Here is an 18,861-nt window from a genome sequence, read left to right on the forward strand (position 1 = left end):
TCTACTTTGCATAGTAGTCCGTGCAATGTGCCATCAAGGGCGGTCTGACTTCAGACGCAGCGGATGATGAGTTTTTTACAGGTCGGGCGAGTTCATGGCTTCTAAGGGCGTCGTATAACTCGCCCGACGCCAGCGTTTCACAGGCAGGCTCATATCAGCTTGCTCACAGAGTGGCTTTGTCGCGGTCACCAACAGGCCCCGCAACGCCCTATTTTCTGGTACTCATAGCCAGACATGAAAACGGGAGCCTGTCATGAGACATAAATGGATTATCTTGGTCACGTGCATCGTGCTGGTGGCGTTGATGCTTCTTGCTATGTCTCTTTCTCGGCATGTTGCACCATCCGTGGGCGAACGGCGCACGGAGCATGCGAACCCTACCCCAGGAGCGAAAGGGTGGCGCGCATAGGAAGTGTCTAACAACTGATATTACAGAGTCATTGAAGACTGCTTTTTTCAGCCAGGGCTGCGAGAGAAGCTTTTTTTGGGGGCTATCCAGATACGATAACCAATGGCCCGCCAGCCTTGGTATACGAGAAAAGGATTGCCCTGCGGTTCGAATGAATTAACAGGATGGAGTGATAAACTTCAGAAGTGCCCGTCAAATCCGGCACTACGAAGTTCAAATTACGGTACCGGCTACGAAGATCGTATTTTCTGGGTGCTCGGTTGTTTCAAGAATAAATCATATCTTTTTAAATTGAACTGAACTCTTGGTGCCTTCAGCCATTGATTCGTTTCCTCAACGGAGGCGAACATGTCTTTTCTTAATAGCGCCGCCCTCGGAACTCCGACAACAGCGAAGACTACGGATGATCTCCCCAAAGAAGAGACGTCTGAAAGATCGTATTTGGCCAAGAGAAAAGTTTACACTCCGGCTCCTGGGGAGCCTTTGGGACGTCCTTACGGGCCAGAAAACCCGGTCCTCAATTCAAGTCTTACATCGGCAAGCAGACACTCGCTGCTCTGGAAAAAACAGCGAGTTGTCGCGATCCCAGTATGCAATGAGGAAGACTATATTGTTCCCTGTCTTCTGGCGTTGGCCGCACAGAAATATAAGGCAGACAAGGTTATTCTCTGGATCAACAACACCACAGATGACACATGCCAGCGGGCGCGTTCCCTGATTGATCAGCTGCCGTTCGAACTGGAAACGGTCACGGTCTTCTATGATGCGGCATTGGCAAGCGCAGGTCTGGCACGACGGGATGCGATGGCTCATGCTGCCAGAGCCGCCTCGTCCGATGCCATTCTTTTCACTACAGATGCCGATAGTGAAGTTGCCTCTGACTGGATCGAAAGCATTCTTGCGGCTTTTGTCCGGTATCCGGTCGATGCTGTTTTTGGCCGGGTGCTTCTCCTGCCAGACGAATATAAGAAGATTCCTGCACATCTTCACGAGGACGAGCAGGCAGAACAGGCCTATGGGGCACTTCTCGAACAGATCGCGCTGCTGCTCAATCCTGAACCTTACGACCCTTGGCCCCGGCATCTTGAACATTCAGGAGCCAGTATCGCCGTCACGCGCCAGGCCTGGAGCAAGGTCGGTGGGATTCCGCACATCCCATCTGGAGAAGATCGTGGATTTTATCAGGCATTGCGGCAGAACGGGATTCCGGTCCGCCATGCCTTGGACGTCAAAGTGTATGTATCCGCGCGTCTTCAGGGGCGCGCTCAAGGAGGTATGGCGGAAACTCTTGCCCGGAGACTGATCGCACAGGACGAATGTATCGACGATATTTTCGAACCGGTTTCCAGACGTTTGCTTCGTATCCGCAAAGAACTCAAATACTTGCGCGAAAGCCGGTTATCCATGTCTAACCAGCCATATCCGGAACTACCCGTTATCCGTATTCGTCGTAATGAGCTGCAAAGACACTATGAACGTGCTGAACGTGTTCTCAACTTTCTTTCTACAGTGAAGCGTCGTGTCCCTGAAAATCTGCAATCCGCGACAGCCGATCAATACGATACCCCTCGCCTCGCTCTGACAGATCAGGGTGCCAGTGTCTTTCACGACAGGCCTGAATGAACCATTCGGCAGCTTCATCGCCGGTACAAGGGGTATCGGTCTGCCCTGTCCAATTTACGATCAGGATATGTCCCTCCGGTGTCAGGCTCTCCGTAGCCATAAGCGCGAGGCGCTGAATGTCGCTGGCCGTAAGGAAGTAAAGAACTTCGGAAATAAGGAGAAGATCGCAACCCGACGCTTCAGTGATCGGATAGTCTGTCGGCAAAAAAGCTTTGAGAAAGCAAACGTCTTCCTGTTTTCCCAAGCGCTGTCTTGCGATAGCAAGCGCATTCTCCGACGCGTCGACCGCCAGAATGCGTTTGCAGTGCTTCGAAAGCGCGCGTGTACTGACGCCGATCGCACATCCAAGTTCTACGGCAAAGGAAATCGGCGAGGCTGGCAGGCAGTCCAGAACCCGTGCCAGTTTCTTGTGTTCATATGGACTGTTTTCAAAATCCCATGGGTCAGGGTTGCTTTGAAACAGCTTGTCGAAGACTTCCGGCTTCCAGGTCTCGTTGCTCATGATGCGATGAAGAGTTCATAAGGCTGGAGCATTTTTTCGAGAAGCTGATCTGGCAGGACAAAACCATCCGGGTCATCCTCTACAACCAGTCCCCTTTGGCTTCGATGTGCTCGGATAGCCTCCCGTTTTTTGTTCAGAAAGGTCCTTACATCGAGCCGCCATCCTGTCGGTGGTTCTTCTTTGATCTCCTGCTCAGGTGGAAGTGTCAGCCCCCAGACCGGGTAAGCGAGTATTCGTAGTTGCGGTCGCAAAGCTTTCAGTTTCTGCCCCATGATCCAGACGGCTTCATGATCGCAGTGAGGGTCATGACGCCAAGGGACCAGAACCGTCTGGCAATCATGCCGGCCGACGATTTCAAGAAGATGACGGATCGCAGCATCAAAGTCCTGTCCGTCCGTTGGAACTGCGGTATCTGCCAATCCTAAAAACATTAGTCGGTCAGGAGCTAAGCCAAGCGCCTTTAAGGCCTGTCTACTTTCTTCCTGACGAAGGCTTGCAAGGCGCAAGGGTGGCCACGTCACGGAACCGGGGTGAGACGCAGAGCCATCAGACACGATGACGACAACTGGTGGCCTGCCCTCTTTTATTGCAGTGGCGATGAAGCCCCCGCATCCCAAACTTTCATCATCCGGATGGGGAGAGAGGACAAGCGTGGTTCCCGGCGCCATCCTGTCGAGAGAGGTCACTGGAAATGTGGCAAAGTGCCGAAGCATGTCCTTGATTTTCATAAGTGTGTCTCCGGCCAGTCGTGTCTGACAAACCAGGCGGCGGCTTCGGTCAGCGCTTCGTCTGGGGCTGGCTGCCTCAGATAGGTTGCCAGATCCCGCATGACCTGCTCAACCGCTCGGCCTTTCACGAAAGCGGAGAGTCCAAGACCTCGTTGTACAAGCGTGATCAGTTCCAGAGCTGCTCGTTCGACAGCAAGTCTCGCAAGATTGACCGTCGCGACGATTTCTTCCGGTCTCATCGCTACGTCTCCGCATGCGGCGAGAGCCGCCTGCTCGACCCAGAGGGCAGCAGTTTTTTGCAGAATGAGGGCTTCTCCGATCCGGCACAACTGGTGGGGATTATCTGCCCGCTCCCGCGCCACAAGCTCCTGTCTCAGCAGATCGACCAGTCGGCCCATGCCCCCAAGGGCAACTGCTGATCCTCGCCATGCCCCGGCAGAAAATTCAGGCTGGTGAAGATAGTCTCCCGGAGCGCCCAGAACATTCTCGTCAGCCACAGGTAGATCCGTGAAATCATAAGCGCCTGTCCCACTTGCCTGCATACCGGTAAGCTTGCCAGGCCCGGAGAGCCTGCGTTTAGGGTCAGTGGTGGGCACAAGAACCATGACGGACGTGCCCTGCTCTGTGGTGGCCGTGATCAGCGCTAAGCCGACTTCACTGACGCCGCTGGCAAATCCTTTGATCCCGGAAAGCCTATAACCCCCATCGTCTTTGCTGATCAGCACGGAAGGGTTGCCGTCTGTGACCCATATGCCTGCCAGAACGCCTTTTTTCAGAGTTTGGCTCAGTGTGTGACACTGCTGCCTTGTGCCATACAGCGTGACAAGACGAATAACATTCACATGCCCTTCCAGACATCGCCCCAGAGACAGGCTCAGATAGCCCGTCCGTCGAAGGAGCGTCAGAAGAACCCCACGTCCTTCCGCTGAGCGGGCCAGTCCGAAGCCGCCCTCATCAGCAGGAAGAAGGGCATCCAGTGCCCCGATTTCCTGAAGGGATTTCAAAAGGTCTTTGGGGAAAAGATTTTCTGTTGAACTGAAGGGCCTGTCTTTCCAGTCTTTAAAGAGGTCTTGCAGCGTGGCCCGAAAAGCAACAAGGCCTTCGTCAGAGAAACACTGACCTGAATTCGACATGCCCGAGTATCCTTCCGCACAACCCATTTTAGGCAACGCTCGGCGGCTGGGCTGAGATCCCCATTCGAAAGCCCTCTCCCGGTCACTCTTTTGAGGGCTGGGGTGCGGTATCTATGAGCGGCACAGACCACATCATGCGGGATCTGAACCTGTGCGATGGGTTTCCGGCATGCCCCATGCAAACAGACAGGCTACAGCCGCGCCCGTAAGACCGAGGAGCAGGAAAGTTGTGTTGAATCCGTATCCTGACGTCAGGGCACCCCCTGCAAGATTGGACAGAAGCGCGCCGATGGTCCCCAGAGCCAATCCCAGTCCGATCAGCAGATTTCGTCGTCCACTTTCCGAAGCAATATCCGAAAGAATGGCGTAGAACAGTACCAGAATAATGCCTGAAGACAGTCCATCCAGAATTTGAACAAGAGCAAGAGTTGGCCACCCTGCGCTCAGAACCACCAAGCCATCGCGTACGGGCTGAAGGGAAAGTGCCAGAATAAAAAGAGGCTTGCGCGGCCACTGCGGAGCCTTCTTGCCGACGAGAAAAGCAATGGGTGCCATGGTGATCTGAGCGACGACGATACAGATCGCTGTGACGATGGCAGGGTCACCAAGATGCAAAAAGGCGTAACGCTCGATCATAAGCGGGACCACGGCGCCATTTGCCACATTGAAAAGAAGATAAGTCGTCAGGAAGATCGCCAGCCGCGGCTCTGAGAGTAGCGTGCGGATAGCATGCAAGGTCTCTTTGAAGGATGCCGCTTCCCGGGATTGACCTGACGGTTCGTCCGCCTGAGCTGAAAAGCCAGCGACAAGAAGAAGACTGACCGCCGCAAGGCCACCAACGCCCCATAAGGGCGCTACCGGCCCTAACATCCTTCCGAGAAGACTCATCAAAAATCCGGAAGACGCGTTGCCCAGATGATTAAAAGATTCATTGCGGCCCATACGTCCGATATAGCCGCTGGCTCCTGCGGTATGATGGCTGATTGCTGCCAGAATTGGCGTAAAAAGTGCTCCTGCTCCACCGGCGATGAAATGTGCCAGAACAATAGGATAAAAGACCGGAGCCCAGGCCATGATAGCGACAGAGACAAAAGTCACGCCACAGCAGATGGCAAGTATCGCGCGCCGGCAGGCGACGATATCCAAAGCCCAGCCTCCTACAGAACGGGCCAGAACCGCCCCCAGCCCACCCGCAGCGATGGCGGCCCCGATCCGGTTCGAAGGCCAGTTATGGATCGTCAGAAAAGCCGTTAGGAAGTTACCCAGATTGTCCTGTACGTCCGCGAGGAGAAAACTCAGTCCGTCTAGCGAAAGGTCATCCTTTCGTTGTTGGGTCTGTGCTCTGTTTTCCGTCACCATGTTTCCAGTCAAAGTGTTTTAAAAAAGCGGCGGAAACTGGATCTCCATCGCTCCCATCATGAACGAGCAAGTCACGGATACGTTACGGAAAAACAGAAAAAGAAATCTCTAATCGACACGAAAGGCCGGTTTACCCTCAAATATCAGCTTATATTTTGGGCCGATAAAGATTTCATGCTTCGGGTGCACGAAATTCATATGAAACTCACCGGAGCACATACTCTTACACTCTGAACAGCCGAAAAACTGACGCTGAACGGAGCGATTTCCAATGACTGATCTGTCTGTCGCCAGCCCATGTCGCCTCAAAATAAATGGTAAGAGCCACACTGCTGATCTTCCACCCTGCGTGACGTTGCTGGATTTGCTCCGGGAGCGTCTTGATCTGACAGGCACAAAGAAGGGATGCGATCACGGGCAATGCGGCGCCTGTACTGTGCTGGTTAATGGAAAGCGCGTGAAAAGCTGCCTCATCCTTGCCGTTTCAATACCGGACGCTGAGATCACCACGATCGAAGGCCTTGGTTCAGACGGTCATTTGCATCCTATGCAGCAAGCTTTTATCGACCGTGACGCCTTTCAGTGCGGATACTGTACGCCAGGGCAAATCATGTCTGCTGTGGCGCTCCTGGAAGAAGGGCATGTCAGAACTCGTGAAGAAATCCGTGAGTTCATGAGCGGCAATCTCTGTCGTTGCGGAGCCTATAACGGCATCATCGATGCCATCGAACAGGTTGTTTCGCAGCAGCTTCAGAACCGAGCCGGAGAAGCAGCATGAGGCATTTCTCCTATTCTCGTCCCGAGACCTTCGAGAACGCCAGTCATATCCCTGACCATGCGCGATATCTCGCAGGCGGCACAAATCTGATTGACCTCATGAAATCCGACGTTGAGCGGCCCGAGCATGTCGTGGACCTCAATGCTTTGCCCATGAGCCAGATTGAGGAAAGACCTGCCGGGGGTCTACGTATCGGCGCTCTTGTCACCAATGCTGACACTGCGGCGCATCCGCTTGTTACAGAACGCTATCCTCTTTTAGCGTCTGCCATTCTTGCTGGGGCCAGTCCGCAAATTCGAAACCGGGCGACGAACGGCGGAAACCTGAACCAGAGAACGCGCTGCCATTATTTTTATGATCCCGATATGGCCTGCAATAAACGTTCTCCCGGAACAGGATGCTCTGCGAAGGGCGGACGCAACAGGATCATGGCCATTCTGGGAACCAGTGATGCCTGTATTGCCACCTTCCCTTCGGACATGTGCGTCGCCTTGGCTGCACTGAATGCGACAGTCAATCTTATCGGCCCGGAAGGTGAGCGCGCTGTTGCCTTACGCGACTATCATCGCCTTCCGGAAGATACACCGTGGCAGGACAACGTTCTGCGTAAAGGCGAAATTGTCACGTCCATAGATCTGCCGCCCATCTCTTTCGGCAAAAATCACACCTATCTCAAGGTCCGTGATCGCCTGTCTTTTGCCTTTGCCATCGTATCGGTCGCTGTGGGTCTGCAAGTTGAAAACAATACGATCCGGAAGGCCAGTATTGCCATGGGGGGCGTTGGCACAAAACCTTGGTGTGTTCCCGAAGCGGAGACACTTCTTGAAGGGAAAGTGCCGTCTCCCTCCCTGTTCCGGGATGTGGCCGAATGTCTTCTGCAAGGTGCAGTCACAGATCGCGATAACGCGGCAAAGCTCAAACTGGCCCCCCGTGTGATCATCCGGGCTCTGTTGCAGGCCGCCGCGGGCACTCCCCAGTCCCAGACGTACAAAAGCATTTCCTGAAAGAGGCCAGACATGACTCTTGTGTCAGCAAAAATTGGACAATCCGTCTCTCGGATCGATGGCTTTGCCAAGGTGACAGGCCAAGCCAGATATGCTGCCGAACCGCATCCTGCAGGTATGCTGTATGGCTTCATCGTGAACAGCCCTGTTGTCCGAGGGAAGATCGAGGCCATTCGTGATGAAGCCGCTCGTGCGGTGCCGGGTGTGGTGGAGATCATGACCCACCTTAACAGACCGCACACGGCTCTTTTCGAGAAATCCTACGTCGATGGTCTTGGCGTTCCTGGCTCGCCTTACCGGCCCCTCCACGATGGGGAAATTCGTTTTAATGGTCAGCCGGTGGCTGTGGTCTTTGCAGAAACATTCGAAGCCGCGCGCGAGGCCGCGATGCTCGTGGAAGTCGATTATGAGCGCTGGCCCCATAATGCGGACTTCGAAGCCGCCCTGCATCAGAAATACATGCCCGAGAAACCTCGTAGCAATTACGTGCCTCCCAAATCACGCGGGAATGCAGCGGAGGCATACGCTTTAAGCCCTGTGAAGGTTGAAGGTCATTATCATCTGGCGCCTGAGCATCACAATCCCATGGAAATGCACGCTACCACCGTTATTGTCGAGGACGATGGGACGTTTACAGTCTGGGACAAAACGCAGGGCCCGCAGGCCGTACAGGCTTACCTGACAAGCGCGCTTTCTCTCTCGAAAGATCAAGTACGCGTTCGTAATCCCTATGTGGGAGGCGCTTTTGGATCAGGCCTACGTGCGCAGCACAATGTATTTCTGGCAGCACTAGGTGCGAAAATGCTGAAGCGTTCGGTACGCGTTTCCCTGACACGCCAGCAAATGTTTACGCATGTCTTCCGCCCGGAGGCTATTATGGACATTGCGCTCGGCGCCACGCTGGACGGAACCCTGCAATCCATGATTGTCCAAGGCGTTACAGATACTTCCCGCTTTGAGCATAATATGGAAAATCTCGTTGTCTGGGGCTTGATCAATTACAAATGTCCCAATGCAACAGCCGATTACAAAGTCGCGCCACGGGATACCTATACATCCAGCGATATGCGGGCACCGGGTGCAGCCACGGGGGTTAATCTCTTTGAAATGGCCATCGATGAAATGGCCTATGCCTGCACCATGGATCCCTTGAAATTCCGCCTGCACAACTATTCCGATGTCGATGCCATGCATGACATGCCGTTGACCAGCAAAGCCTTGAAAGAGGCTATGGTTCAGGGCGCGGACCGTTTTGGCTGGCATGATCGTCCTATGGCGCCCAAAAGCATGCGAGATGGCAAGGAATTGGTCGGCTGGGGTATGGCAACAGGCATCTGGGATGCGATGTTCTCCCCCACTTCTGCTCGCGCCACCCTAACCGCTGATGGGCGTCTGCGTATTGCAACAGCCGCATCTGACATCGGGACAGGAACCTATACGATCCTGGCTCAGACAGCCTCCGAGGCGTTCGGCATCCCTATCGAAAAAATTGATATTGAACTGGGGGATTCAACTCTCCCTGAGTGCCCGACAGAAGGCGGCTCGTGGACAGCCGCCTCGGCTGGCGCTGCGGTCTGGCTTGCATGTCAGAGTTTGCGAGAGAAGCTGTTCAAAACGCTCAGCAAAAATGGGAGTACTTCCGCGTGGCTGACCGAAGGGCTGTCGAACAACACTATAGTGCTTAAAGATGGGTTCCTTCAAAGCGCAGAGGCAAGTGAAACACTTAAACTTTCCCTACCGGAAGCCATTTCTTTGACTGGTCAAGAAATGCTCGAAGTTGAAGAAACTGCGAAACCGGGACTGCGCGGAACTCTTAACCAGATGAGAAAGGCCCGTTTCACCCATAGCGCAGTCTTTTGCGAGGTTCGTGTGGATGAGGACCTCGGCATCATACGTGTAACCCGGCTGGTCAATGCCGTTGCGGCTGGCCGTATAATGAACCCCAAGACGGCAGCCAGTCAGGTTCGTGGTGCCATGGTGATGGCAACCGGGATGGCCCTTCACGAGGAATCCCTGATGGACGAGCGCGTCGGTCGCTTCATGAATCACAACTTTTCCGAATACCATATCCCGGCACATGCAGACATTCCGGACATGGATGTACTCTTTGTTGAGGAAAACGATCCGGAAGTGAGCCCTCTTGGCGTCAAGGGTGTGGGAGAGATTGGTATGTGTGGGACTGCTGCGGCGATTGCAAATGCCATCTTTCATGCAACAGGCCACCGCTATCGCAATCTTCCTATCATCCCTGGAAGCTGAGTTTTGTAGTCTTTTAGGCTCATATGGGCCCAAAAGAGAGAAGAGGCAGTCAAAAATCAAATAACACGGTTCAGCGACACGTTTTATGTAGCTGCTGTCTCTCACTGATCATAACCTGTCTGTCTGCAGGTCTTTTATTCCCGCATTACTTAGGCCCAGCAGGAATTGATATTTTTGATCTGAAACAGCGTTCCTCGTCAGATCGAAGGAGCGTGAGCTGAGCCTGCTTCTGTTTTCTCAGGAAATATTTTCAGACCGCTAACTAACATCCTGATCGCGCGTTATGTTTTTAGTGTGTCGTTTTAGGTAATCATAACTTCCGTAAAATTGTTAATTTCGTAATACATAACGACCAGAAATATAACGAAAAATATACATCCTAGAAGTACCTCTGCAACACAGTCTTAACAATGGCTGGATGCTTCCCGCCTAAAGGAACCGCAGAAATGGCTATTTTTTCCAGGAAAACTGCCGCAAATTCGTTTCGGTTTCATGATGGAAGGATTATTCGGTCCGATCTTTTTAGTGGTGATCGACTGTTGCAGCATGCTCAAAGCTTGGCAGAAAATCATGAAAATATTGTTGTTGCCACGCACGACAATATATTGCCTGGCCGATTAGACGAAAATGCCAAGGTTCTTCTGGAATCAAACATTATTTTATCTCAGGCCTCCGAGAGAGGGGAACAGATTACCCCCGCCGGAGGATGGTTGATCGACAATTATTACCTGATGGACGCCCAGATACAGGCCATTAAATTTGATCTTCCCTCCAGATATTACAAAGACCTCCCTGAACTTTCCCTTGGGCCATTCTCCGGTTTACCGAGGGTGTTCGAAATAGCCTGGGCGCTTGTGGCTCATACGGACAGCCATATTGAGCCTAAAACGATATGTCAGTTTTTGGGTGTCTATCAGAAAAACAGACCTCTCTTAATCAGAGAGCTTTGGGCCATCCCCACGCAGATCAGAATAGTCCTGATTGAGAACCTGCGGCGCGTAGCAGACAAAATCTGTCAGAACCTGAAAGAACGGAAGCAGGCTGATAATCTTGCCAATATGTTGTTTCTTGATGTTCAGGCCAGCAATGCAAAAATCCTTAAAAGCCTTTCCAAAATCAATACGGAAATATTAAGCCCGGCGTTTCTTGTACAATTTGCGCATCGTTTGAAAGGGCGAGATCCACAGAAAGATCCGGCATTTTTGTGGCTGGAAGGAATATTGCAGGAAAAAGGAACAGATCTGGATCAGATCGTTCATGAAGAATTACAAGAACAAAGCTCTTTAAACGCCACTATCAGAAATATTATCACGAGTATGCGGCTAACGACCATGCTGGATTGGAACAGCATTGTCGAAAAAATTAGCGCAGTAAGCCAAATACTTTATCGACATGCCGGCTTTGCCGAGATGGATGCTGCAACCCGGAATTTATACAGCAAAGCTGTTGAGGCGCTTGCCAAGGGATCTAACTATACGGAATGTGAAATCGCGCAGAAGGTGACGTCTCTCGCGGCGATGGCGAAAGAGGAGAAGAATTTTGATCCTCGTCGGTCAGACCCCGGCTATTACCTTCTGGCAGAAGGGCGTCCGTGGCTCGAAGCGCAGCTGAAGTTCCACGCACCCCTCCGTGTCCAAGTCGGACAGGCATGCCGCAAGCTGGGCATCACAGGATACAGCCTGGGCGTTACGTTACTGACGCTCCTGCTCTTGTCAGCCTTCCTGTCCTTCATGAGCGGAAACCTCTCAGGTCATGCAGCTCTCATCCTGATTATTTTAGGATTTATTCCGGCTACGGATGCTGTTGTGGCCGGTGTGAACCGCTTCCTGATGTGGGCCATCAGAGTGTCAGAGCTTCCTGCGCTGGAGCTTAAAGAAGGCGTCTCAGCGCATCTGCGAACCATGGTGGTCGTCCCAACCCTGCTGACAAAGCGGTCCTCCATCGTGGAAATGGTGAACCGCCTTGAGAAGCATTATCTCTCCAGCCGCGATGGTGAGATCTATTTTGCACTACTGACAGACTGGACGGACTCTCCCATAGAAAGCCGGAAAGGAGATCAGGATCTTCTTGATGTTGTTACGCGAGAGATTGCGCGCCTGAATCAGACTTATGAAGCGGGGCCTGCCGGGACAAGATTTCTCCTTCTCCATCGTAGGCGGGTGTGGAGCGCAAGCGAAGAGAAATGGATCGGATGGGAGCGTAAACGTGGCAAACTCCATGAGTTGAACCGCCTTCTCCGTGGCGCAACGGATACCAGTTTTCTAACCCTGTCCGGTCAGAGCATCCCTCAGGACGTACGGTATATCGTGACTGTGGATTCCGATACACGTCTGCCACATGAGGTTGTCAGGCGGCTCGTCGGCAAGATCGCGCATCCGCTCAATAATGCCCGTTTTGATCCAGAAGAAGGGCGCGTCACGGAGGGATATGCGGTTCTCCAGCCGCGGGTTACGCCATCCTTGCCGGAAGCGCGACAGAGCACACTTTTTCAGAGGGTTTTCTCAAGCCCGAATGGAATAGAACCTTATACGGCCGCCGTATCCGACCTGTACCAGGATATGTTTGCAGAGGGTTCTTTTGCAGGCAAAGGTATTTACGAAATTGACACTTTCGAAGCTGCGTTAGCTGGCCGGGTTCCAGATGGAACGCTTCTCAGCCATGATCTCTTCGAAGGCGTTTTTGCCCGCGCAGGTCTCGTGACCGATATTGAGGTTATTGAGGAATATCCCACGGACTATCTGGTCTCTGTGGCCCGTCTCAATCGTTGGGTGCGGGGAGATTGGCAGCTTCTTCCATGGATATTCTCATGGATGGGCTATTTTCCAACCATTCGGATAAAAACCCGCCCTCTCACGGGCATTGCGCGCTGGAAGATGCTGGATAATCTACGTCGCAGCCTTTCAGCCCCCATGGCTGTCAGCGCCCTGTTTGCAGGCTGGTTCCTCGGGCTACATAATGCAGTCGTCTGGAGCCTCTGCATTGTCTCGACGCTCGCCATTCCGGCATCTTTACCTCTTCTGGTTGATATTATCAGGCGGAGACGAGGAGAAACTTTTCGGAGCTATTTTTCTCTTCTGACAGTCGATCTCAAACGTACCGCTCTGACAACTGCTCTATGCTTTGCGTTTCTGGCTGATCAGGCGTGCCTGATGGGCGATGCCATTACCCGAACATTAGGACGTGTTTTCGTCACCAGAAAGCACCTTCTCCAATGGGTGACGGCCGCGCAGGCGGCAGAGGCTCCACGTGAAGAGATGCAGGGATATTGCCGTCAGATGAGCGGGGCTGTTCTGACTGCTTTTCTTGCGGTGGGCGTCATGTTCGTGGCAGCGCCGTGGGTTTGGATCGTCATTCTTCCATTTGCCCTTGCCTGGAGCCTGTCACCAGCGATTGCATGGAAGGTCAGCCAGTATCGTCCTTCGGCTCGCAGGCTTGAGGCTACTGAAGCCGAAACCATTTTCATGCGAATGCAGGCACGGCGAACATGGCGGTATTTCGAAACATTCGTTTCTGACGCTGATCATATGCTTCCGCCAGATAACTTCCAGGAAACCCCTGCCCCTCTGGTCGCGCATCGTACGTCTCCCACCAATATGGGACTTTATCTTCTCGCAATCGTCGCAGCATGCGATTTTGGATGGATCGGTGTTGCTGACGCAACCTCGCGTCTAAGGGCTACCCTTGACACCATGCTGAAGCTTCCTCGTTTCAGGGGACATTTCTATAACTGGTACAGTACTACTGACCTCTCTCCGCTTCCTCCCATTTACGTCTCGACGGTCGATAGCGGAAACCTTGCTGGCCATCTGATCACGCTGGCTGGTGCCTGCGAAGAGTGGATTCAAAAAGGAAGGAAGTCCGATACCTGGCGGGAGGGTGTGCAGGATGCTCTCAACCTGGCACTTGAAGAAGCTACGTCAGGCAGTGGAACCTTCCGCTCTTCCGAAATCGCTCAACTCGTAGAGACCCTTCTGCAGAATATGAAGGAAGGTCATGCCAGCCAGATCACGGTTGCGTACCGAGTGCAGATGCTTGTCAGTCAGGCGGAAGAACTGGCGCATCTGCTGCAAAGGCGTGCCATGGCAGGGAGTGCGGGAAAAGGCTCGTCTGTCACAGGAGCCGAAAACCTTCTGTTCTGGCTGCACGCTGCGCAAACCTGCATTCAGAGTGAACGCAAGGATCTGGAGAACAATCCTTTACTTCATGACGAACTCCGTAAAATTGCACAGATCGCCAGAACCATGGCACTGGAAATGGAGTTTGGTTTTCTCAGAAATTCCGACCGGAAACTGCTCTCAATCGGGTTTGTCGTCAATGAAGGCACTCTTGACAATAACTGCTACGATCTGCTGGCTTCGGAAGCCAGGCTCGCTGTCTTTTTTGCCATTGCAAAAGGCGATATCCCTGCGTGGGAATGGTTCCGTCTGGGAAGGCCCCTCGCCGCAGTCGCCCATGGGGAGGCTCTGGTGTCCTGGTCGGGGTCCATGTTCGAATATCTTATGCCCTCCCTGATTATGGCAGCCCCCTTTGACAGTCTTCTGGAAGAAACCAGCCGCCAGATTGTCCGTCGTCAGATTGAGTATGGCCAGTTCTGCGGTGTACCCTGGGGTATTTCGGAATCTGCCTACAATGCGCGGGATCTGGACTATAATTATCAATATTCCGATTTCGGCGTCCCCGGATTAGGAATGAAAAGAGGACTGGCGCAAAATCTGGTCATCGCTCCTTACGCCACTGCCTTGGCCACTATGGTTGATGCACGGCTGGCTACGGAAAATTTTCGGGTTTTGCAGGCGGCTGGAGCTCAGGGCACCTATGGGTTTTATGAGGCACTGGATTATACAAAGGCCCGCCTGCAACCCAATCAGACCGTCGCAATTATTCACTCTTACATGGCCCATCATCAGGGCATGTCGATCCTTGCAATAGCTGACACGGTTCTGAAGGGCCTCATGCGATCCCGCTTCCATGCGGAGCCTATTATCGGGGCTGCGGAGCTCCTGCTTCAGGAGCGCGCACCAACAGGCGGTGCGATTACAACACCATTGAAGGAAGAAGAGTTCGCGCCTGCCGCGCTGACTGTACAGGTCCAGTCTGGAGGTCGTCATCTGCGGACAGCAGACACAAGCGCTCCTGTGACTCATCTTCTTTCGAATGGACGCTACAGCGTGATGCTGACGGCCGCAGGGTCCGGATACAGCAAGTGGGGTGAACAGGCTGTTACGAGATGGAGACAGGACCCTACACTCGATAACCTGGGGAACTATATTTACCTCCAGAGCCCCGGAAACAATCACTTCTGGACCGCGGGATTACAGCCTTCCGGAGCAGAAGCCGAAAGCTACGATATCGAATTCCGGGAAGATCGTGCCACCTATACGCGGCAAGACAACAAACTGACGACGACGATGGAGGTGTTGGTTTCAGCGGAAGACGACGCAGAACTTCGGCGTGTTTCGTTGCGGAACTCCGGTACATCAACAGTTGAAGTCAACGTAACCTCTTACGTTGAACTTGCCTTGTGCCCACCTGGTATGGACATCAGCCATCCTGCGTTTGCCAAGATGTTTGTACAGACGGAATATCTTCCTTCCTCCCGGGCAATCATTGCAACCCGGCGAAAAAGAAATCCCTCTGATGCGGAGATCTGGGCCGCGCATCTGATTGTTGGGGGTAACACTCTTTCCATCGAGACTGATCGCTCTCGTTTCATTGGCCGTGGACGGGATTTGCGGGCGCCGATTGCCGTAATTCAGGAAGGCCCGCTCTCTGGATCAACCGGAACGGTGTTGGATCCCATTTTCTCTGCTCGGTGTAAGCTGACAATTCCTGCACGCTCTACTCGGCATGTGTCATTCTGGACAATCGTTGCGTCCACACGTGAGGCGCTCATGCAGAGTATTGAGCGTCACCAGAGTGAAGCTGATCTCGATCGTGCCCTGACACTGGCCTGGACGCATGCTCAGGTTCACTTGAGGCATCTCGATATCCAGCCCGTACAGGCAGACCTGTTTCAGCAGCTTGGGGGTTATCTTCTGTTTCCGGGGCCCACCCTGCGCTCATCTGCTGTCCGTATCAAACGGGGCGCAGGTAAACAGGTAGACCTATGGGGACAGGGCGTTTCGGGTGATTTGCCGATCCTGCTGTTGGTCATCACTGAAAACGAGGATTTCGATCTCGCCCGTACCCTTCTCACGGCGCATGACTATCTGAATTTCAAGGGACTGGCGTTTGATCTCGTCATTCTGAATGACCATCCGACGTCTTATGCCCAGGATTTACAACATGCTCTCGAAGCGCTTGTTCGATCATCCGGGCAGACTGGAACGGTTCGTCTTCTGCGCGGAAGTCTCATGTCAGAGACAGTCAGGGAGCTTCTGTTCTCGGTGGCCTACGTCGTTTTGACGGGGAAAGGCGGAAACCTGCAACATCAGATAACCCATATCGAGATGATGCAGCGCACAAAAGTTGTGCAGACTGCTGTACGTCCCTGCAAAGCCTACCATGGACCACAGGGAGCGCCTGAAGCACCCCAGCTTGAACTGGCAAACGGATATGGAGGGTTCACGTCAGACGGCAAGGAATATGCTGTTATCATCCGCGGAAAAACCCGGACCCCTGCCCCTTGGATCAATGTTGTTTCCAGTCCTCATTTTGGCTTTCAGGTCTCGGCGGAAGGTAGCGGTTACACCTGGGCTGAAAACAGCAAAGAAAATCAGCTAACACCCTGGTCTAATGATCCGGTCATTAACCCGACTGGCGAGGCCTTTTATCTGTGCGACGAAGAAAGTCGTCAGTTCTGGTCCCCTTTGGCCGCCGTCTGCTCTGATGACAATGCTGTCTATGTTTGCCGACACGGGCGCGGATATAGCCGGTTTGATCGTCATGCCAACGAGATTGCCGCGAGCCTGCTGCAATATGTTCCGCTTGAAGATCCTGTAAAAATTTCCAGACTGAAACTGACCAATACGTCCTCACGGTCCCGCACTTTGAGGGTGACCACCTATACCGAGTGGGTTTTAGGGCAGTCTCGCAGCACGACGGCACCTTTTGTGTTTACCGAGCAGGATCCTGACACGGGCGCGCTGTTTGTCAGGAACAAGTGGGGCGAGACGTTTGGGGAAAAGATCGCATTTGCGGATCTGGCCAGTCAGCAGACTTCAAGCACGGATGACAGGCGTACATTCATCGGTCGCAATGGCACTCTTTCTGCCCCGAGAGCCATTGTCCGTGGAGGCCCGCTTGAGGGTATTGTCGGGGCAGGTATTGACCCCTGTGCTGCATTGCAGACTCTCATTACGCTTGAGCCGGGGGAAAGCACGGAAATTGTCTTCCTGCTGGGTCAGGGACGAAATGCTGAGCATGCCCGTCAACTGGTTCGGCAGTATAGAACAGAAAATCTGGATATGGTTCTGGATGCAGTTCATCGCAGATGGGACAAGATCACGGGGGCCGTACAGGTCCACACACCTGATCGCGCCATGGATATCATGCTGAATGGCTGGTTGTTGTATCAGTCCCTGTCCAGCCGCATCTGGTCACGGGCGGGCTTTTACCAGGCCAGCGGCGCCTATGGGTTCCGGGACCAACTTCAGGATGGGATGTCTCTTGTTCTATCGGCTCCTCAACTGGTGCGTGAGCATCTTCTTCGGGCTGCATCCAGACAGTTTCCTGAAGGAGACGTCCAACACTGGTGGCTTCCCCAAAAGGGAAATGGTGTTCGGACAAGGATTTCTGATGACTGTGCCTGGCTGGCCTACACAGTTGCGCACTACGTTCGCGTGAGTGGTGACACGACTGTTCTGGATGAGGAAATTCCATTTTTGGAGGCTCCAGTTCTGGCAGATGGAGAGCATGAGCGTTTTCTCCAGCCGGAAGTCACGGACGAAACAGCGTCTCTCTATGCTCACTGCGTTCTTGCGCTCGATCACAGCCTGCAAAGAGGCGCGCATGGCCTCCCGCTTATGGGAACCGGCGACTGGAACGACGGGATGAACCGCGTTGGCGAAGCCGGGCGCGGAGAAAGCGTCTGGCTGGGATGGTTCACGCATGCTGCGCTGTCCGCATTTCTTCCACTGGCCCGAGCTCGGCAGGATACTGAGCACGTCACGAAGTGGACACGGATCATGGCAGAACTTGAGAGTGCGCTGGAGGCAGCGTGGGACGGCTCCTGGTATCGGCGCGCCTATTTTGACGACGGTAGCCCTCTAGGTAGTCATGCAAACAGCGAGGGGCGAATTGATGCCATTGCTCAGTCCTGGGCAGTAATTTCAGCGGCCGGATCTCCCGCGAGAGCCCGACAGGCCATGCGGGCCGTTCAGGAGCAGCTTGTTGATCTGGACAAGGAGATCATCATGGTCTTGACACCTCCCTTCAATACGTCAGAGCCTGATCCGGGTTATATTCGGGGTTATCCGCCAGGTATCCGGGAGAATGGCGGTCAGTACACGCATGCTGCTCTCTGGACGGTTATGGCGACTGCCCTTCTAGGGGACGGCGATGCGGCACACGAGATGTTTGCTACGCTCAATCCCGTTCACCATTCCAGGGATCAAGCGGCAGCGGATCGCTACAAGGTCGAACCATATGCCGTGGTGGCAGACGTGTATTCCTCTGACCCGCATGTCGGTCGTGGGGGATGGTCTTGGTACACCGGGTCAGCAGGATGGATGCAACGGGTTGGGGTGGAGACGTTGCTGGGAGTTCAGATCGAAGGAGATCGGTTGTCACTTAAGCCGCACATCCCCTCGTCCTGGCCGTCATACACAGTCCAGCTGCGCTGGAAGACGTCGGACTATCATATCCAGATAGAAAACCCTGACCATGTCTGCCAGGGAGATCTCTTTATGCTGGTCGATGGGGAGCCAACTGCATTCACACAGCCATTCTACATGCAAGATGATGGGCTTATGCACAATTTAAATTTCGTGCTCAGAAGATCGGCAGCTCTTATTCCAGAGGGTTAAGAGCGTGGCGTGACTCAATCGTTTTCTTCCCTGAGCCTAATAAGGCTCAGGGCGACCAATCGGACGGAAAAGGGATCAACTCCTGCATTCCAGGACGCAA

At 53.4% G+C, this 18,861-nt stretch carries 9 protein-coding genes; 5 read left to right on the forward strand and 4 right to left on the reverse strand.

Annotated elements, in window-relative coordinates:
* Window positions 1–757: 757 nt before the first annotated feature.
* Entirely contained in the window at window positions 758–2,032 is a 1,275-nt protein-coding gene (locus KP702_RS10745) for a glycosyltransferase family 2 protein (protein ID WP_202208270.1), read from the forward strand.
* Here the strand turns inward: KP702_RS10745 and KP702_RS10750 are convergent.
* The 4 genes from KP702_RS10750 to KP702_RS10765 form a co-directional block, all read right to left on the reverse strand.
* Window positions 1,914–2,534 carry a class I SAM-dependent methyltransferase gene (locus KP702_RS10750; RefSeq protein ID WP_202208272.1) on the reverse strand — a complete coding sequence of 207 codons (621 nt, stop codon included), beginning with the start codon at window positions 2,532–2,534 and terminating at the stop codon, window positions 1,914–1,916. The genes KP702_RS10745 and KP702_RS10750 overlap by 119 nt on opposite strands.
* Complete coding sequence (locus KP702_RS10755; RefSeq protein ID WP_202208274.1) at window positions 2,531–3,262, reverse strand: PIG-L deacetylase family protein; 732 nt, start codon at window positions 3,260–3,262, stop codon at window positions 2,531–2,533. The genes KP702_RS10750 and KP702_RS10755 overlap by 4 nt, the downstream gene beginning before the upstream one ends.
* Window positions 3,259–4,395, reverse strand: a complete 1,137-nt coding sequence (locus tag KP702_RS10760) for an acyl-CoA dehydrogenase (protein WP_202208276.1) — start codon at window positions 4,393–4,395, stop codon at window positions 3,259–3,261. The genes KP702_RS10755 and KP702_RS10760 overlap by 4 nt, the downstream gene beginning before the upstream one ends.
* A gap of 132 nt (window positions 4,396–4,527) precedes the next feature.
* Window positions 4,528–5,754: an MFS transporter gene (locus KP702_RS10765; protein ID WP_202208278.1), complete on the reverse strand. Its 1,227-nt coding sequence runs from the start codon at window positions 5,752–5,754 to the stop codon at window positions 4,528–4,530.
* 271 nt (window positions 5,755–6,025) lie between these two features.
* Between KP702_RS10765 and KP702_RS10770 the strand changes: the two genes are divergently transcribed.
* The 4 genes from KP702_RS10770 to KP702_RS10785 all read left to right on the forward strand — a co-directional run bounded on the left by KP702_RS10770 (window position 6,026) and on the right by KP702_RS10785 (window position 18,761).
* Window positions 6,026–6,532 carry a (2Fe-2S)-binding protein gene (locus KP702_RS10770; RefSeq protein ID WP_202208280.1) on the forward strand — a complete coding sequence of 169 codons (507 nt, stop codon included), beginning with the start codon at window positions 6,026–6,028 and terminating at the stop codon, window positions 6,530–6,532.
* Complete coding sequence (locus KP702_RS10775; RefSeq protein ID WP_202208282.1) at window positions 6,529–7,536, forward strand: xanthine dehydrogenase family protein subunit M; 1,008 nt, start codon at window positions 6,529–6,531, stop codon at window positions 7,534–7,536. Before KP702_RS10770 ends, KP702_RS10775 begins: the two co-directional genes overlap by 4 nt.
* A gap of 12 nt (window positions 7,537–7,548) precedes the next feature.
* A complete protein-coding gene (locus KP702_RS10780; protein WP_202208284.1) occupies window positions 7,549–9,795 on the forward strand; it encodes a xanthine dehydrogenase family protein molybdopterin-binding subunit in 2,247 nt (748 codons plus the stop codon).
* A gap of 1,316 nt (window positions 9,796–11,111) precedes the next feature.
* Complete coding sequence (locus KP702_RS10785; RefSeq protein WP_252348662.1) at window positions 11,112–18,761, forward strand: GH36-type glycosyl hydrolase domain-containing protein; 7,650 nt, start codon at window positions 11,112–11,114, stop codon at window positions 18,759–18,761.
* Window positions 18,762–18,861 lie beyond the last annotated feature (100 nt).

This window comes from Gluconobacter sp. P5B12, from assembly GCF_018812035.1.
In the GTDB taxonomy this organism is placed as follows: Bacteria; Pseudomonadota; Alphaproteobacteria; order Acetobacterales; family Acetobacteraceae; genus Gluconobacter.